This is a genomic window from Mannheimia sp. (assembly GCF_056854775.1).
In genome coordinates this window covers 1-3210 of the sequence record NZ_JBXGGI010000086.1, presented here as the reverse complement: position 1 = coordinate 3210, position 3210 = coordinate 1, and the positions used below count along the sequence as shown (strand labels likewise).

The following is a 3210-nucleotide window of genomic DNA, read 5'->3' as shown; positions in this document are numbered from 1 at the left end:
TGACATTCATATCGTGTAAAAAGTTTTGCCCGAAACGTTTACGAGCGGTATGACCTAAATGTTTTTTTGAATTTTGTGAACTCATTATTATCCCTTTTGAAATAAGAAAAGAACCCCGCTAGGCGAGGTTCTTGTTATTTTTTAATTATTGACCAACGTATTGGATATTTGCGGTTTTTCTTAATGCCTTAATCCAATCTTTCGAGGCTTCTTCTGCTTGTTTATTAACAAGTTGCTGATAAGCTCGTTGATGGTAAGCATCTTCAGTTCTGTCGCCATCACGAATATCGGTTACTTTTAGAATATGCCAACCGAATTGTGATTTAAATGGTGCAGAAATTTGATTTGTTTTCATCTTAGAGGCTACTTTTGCAAAGGCAGGATCGTAGATCTCTAAGAAGTTAAAGCCTAAATCACCACCGTCTGCACCTGATGCGTAATCCATAGAATTCGCTTTTGCTGCTTCTTCAAAAGTTGTTTTGCCAGAGTTAATATCGGCAATTAAGCTATTTAATTTCGCTTTGGCTTGAGCATCGTTTAAAATTGGGTTTGTTTTTAACAAAATATGGCTCACACGATGTTCTTTGCCAACTACCGTTTTTAATTTACCCGCTGCTTTATCTTTCGCCATTAATTCGTTTGCTAATGCTTGAACTTGTTGAGGAGCAACTTGAATGGTTTTTCCAATGCTGATATGGCGAACCTGCTCCATTGCCATTTGTTGAGCAATATTGCGTTTAAATTGTTCTAAAGTAATACCTTGATAATCTAACGCATCTAATAATTGACCGTAGGTAATACCATTCTGGATAGCCACATTTTCAACCGCTTGATTTACTGCTGCCGGGCTGATTTTTACATTAGCCTCTTTCATTGCTTGTTGTACAAGCATATCGTCAATGACTTGATCGACGGCTGCACGATGAGAGGCTTCTGTTACTTTTTTCTTGCCAAGTATACGCTGAACTTGGCTTTGCATTACAGGGGTATCATTTACTAACGCAACTACACGTTCTTCAAAAGCGTGAGCAGTTTGGGTAAGACTTATTGTTGCAATCGCAACAGCAAACAATGATTTTACTAATTTCATTTTTATAACAATCCTAATGGAGATAATAAGTAATCTTTTCCTTAGAGACAAGTTTATCGAAAAGGTTCACTTAAATTAAGTACTTTCTTTATCCGTTGCAGGAACTAAGACCACTTGATTGATGCCATCATAAGAGAAGGTTTTTACCTGAATTTGCTCATTTTTTGCAGTAGGGATATTTTTTCCTACATAATCAGCTCGAATTGGCAATTCTCGATGACCACGATCTACTAAAATAACCAATTCAATTCTTGCAGCTCTGCCAAAATCAAGCAATGCATCTAAGGCAGCACGAATAGTTCTACCCGTAAACAGTACATCATCAACCAAAATCACTTTTTTATTGTTAAGATTGAGTTGATTTTCTGCTCCGGTAAATACAGGATCTTGATAGATTAAATCTAAATCATCACGATAGAACGTAATATCCAACGCCATATTCGGCAATTGGATTTGTGCTAACTCTTCAATTCGCTTTTGAATAAGTTCTGCAATTTCAGCCCCACGGCGTTTAATACCAACAATCACGACATCTTGTAAATCCCCGTGCTTTTCAATAATTTGATGGGAAATACGAGAAATAATCCGCTGAAATTGCTCTGTATCAATAATGATTTTTTCCATAGCACTATAATGATTGAATTTTCTTAATCACATTCGTTGTAGAACAACCGTTTTCAAAGTTTAGTACTCGAACATCTCCACCGTTTGCCCATACTTCTTGGCTACCTGCGATTTCTTCAGGTTTATAATCGCCACCTTTTACTAATAAATCAGGCAAGATTTCACCAATTAAACGTTGCGGTGTATCTTCATCAAAAGGCACTACCCAATCCACAGACGCTAAGCCGGCTAATACAGCCATACGGGCATCTAAATCATTAATTGGGCGAGCTTCGCCTTTCAAGCGTTTAACTGAATTATCGGTATTCACTGCCACAATTAAGCGGTCGCCTAATTTACGTGCATTTTCTAAATAAGAAACGTGCCCCGGGTGGAGAATATCAAAACAACCGTTTGTCATTACAATTTTCTCACCACGTTTTTTTGCCTCTAACACAATAGCTTTTAGCTCTTCTTCGGAGACTACACCAAAGCCTGTCGTGGCTCGTTGATGAATGGCATTTTCTAATTCAACAGGACTAACGGTTGATGTGCCAAGTTTGCCAACCACAACACCAGCTGCTGCATTGGCTAAATAACAAGCTTCTTCGTAAGCTCTACCATCAGCAATCGCTGTAGCTAATACGCTAATTACGGTATCTCCCGCACCAGTTACATCATAAACTTCTTTTGCTTGAGTTGGTAAGTGATAAGGCTCTTGATTTGGACGAAGTAATGTCATTCCTTTTTCTGAGCGAGTAACTAGCAAGGCAGAAAGCTCAAAATCAGCAATCATTTTCAAGCCTTTAGCCACGATTTCATCATCATCTTTACAATGCCCAGCAACGGCTTCAAATTCAGACATATTTGGCGTGAGTAAAGTTGCTCCACGATAACGCTCAAAATCCGTGCCTTTAGGGTCAATCAACACAGGTACATTTGCCTTGCGTGCAATTTGGATCATCTGTTGCACTGATTCAAGCGTGCCTTTACCGTAATCCGATAAGATTAACGCTCCGTAAGCGGTAATTTCTTGCGAAAGTTTTGCAAGTAGGGCAGTTGAATCAACATTTTGAAAACCTTCCTCAAAATCTAAGCGTAATAATTGCTGATGACGAGATAAAATCCGCAATTTCGTAATAGTTGGGTGTGAATCAATTGCGACACAATGATTTTGGATATTATGTGAATTAAGTAACGTATCTAAAGCACGCCCAGCATCATCTTGACCAATTAAACCGTGAAGGGCAACTGGCACACCAAGGCTCGCAATATTCATTGCTACGTTTGCAGCACCACCTGCACGCTCTTCAATATCTTGCACCTTAACGACTGGCACAGGTGCTTCCGGCGAAATACGGTTTGTCGCACCAAACCAGTAACGGTCTAACATTACATCACCTAGTACTAGAACTTTAGCATTATTAAATTTTGGAGAGTATTGCATCATCATATAGAAATCCTTTGATATTTCACCCTCGCCCCTTGTGGGAGAGGGACAGAAATTTACTTCGTGC

Annotated in this window: 3 protein-coding genes; all 3 read right to left on the bottom strand. The window is 39.0% G+C overall.

Going from position 1 to position 3210, the window contains the following annotated elements:
• Window positions 1-145: 145 nt before the first annotated feature.
• The 3 genes from ACJHV0_RS06090 to hldE all read right to left on the bottom strand — a co-directional run bounded on the left by ACJHV0_RS06090 (window position 146) and on the right by hldE (window position 3146).
• Window positions 146-1090: a peptidylprolyl isomerase gene (locus ACJHV0_RS06090; protein WP_483133671.1), complete on the bottom strand. Its 945-nt coding sequence runs from the start codon at window positions 1088-1090 to the stop codon at window positions 146-148.
• A 75-nt stretch (window positions 1091-1165) separates the two neighbouring features.
• Window positions 1166-1714 (bottom strand): bifunctional pyr operon transcriptional regulator/uracil phosphoribosyltransferase PyrR, encoded by a 549-nt coding sequence (gene pyrR / locus ACJHV0_RS06085; protein ID WP_025236249.1) that lies wholly within the window; start codon window positions 1712-1714, stop codon window positions 1166-1168.
• Window positions 1715-1718: 4 nt separating this feature from the next.
• Window positions 1719-3146, bottom strand: a complete 1428-nt coding sequence (gene hldE / locus ACJHV0_RS06080; RefSeq protein WP_483133670.1) for a bifunctional D-glycero-beta-D-manno-heptose-7-phosphate kinase/D-glycero-beta-D-manno-heptose 1-phosphate adenylyltransferase HldE — start codon at window positions 3144-3146, stop codon at window positions 1719-1721.
• Window positions 3147-3210: the final 64 nt, after the last annotated feature.

Excerpts from the sequence above, each read along its gene's own strand:
- hldE (WP_483133670.1), bottom strand. The coding sequence starts at position 3,146 with ATGATGATGCAATACTCTCCAAAATTTAATAATGCTAAAGTTCTAGTA.
- ACJHV0_RS06090 (WP_483133671.1), bottom strand. The coding sequence starts at position 1,090 with ATGAAATTAGTAAAATCATTGTTTGCTGTTGCGATTGCAACAATAAGT.
- pyrR (WP_025236249.1), bottom strand. The coding sequence starts at position 1,714 with ATGGAAAAAATCATTATTGATACAGAGCAATTTCAGCGGATTATTTCT.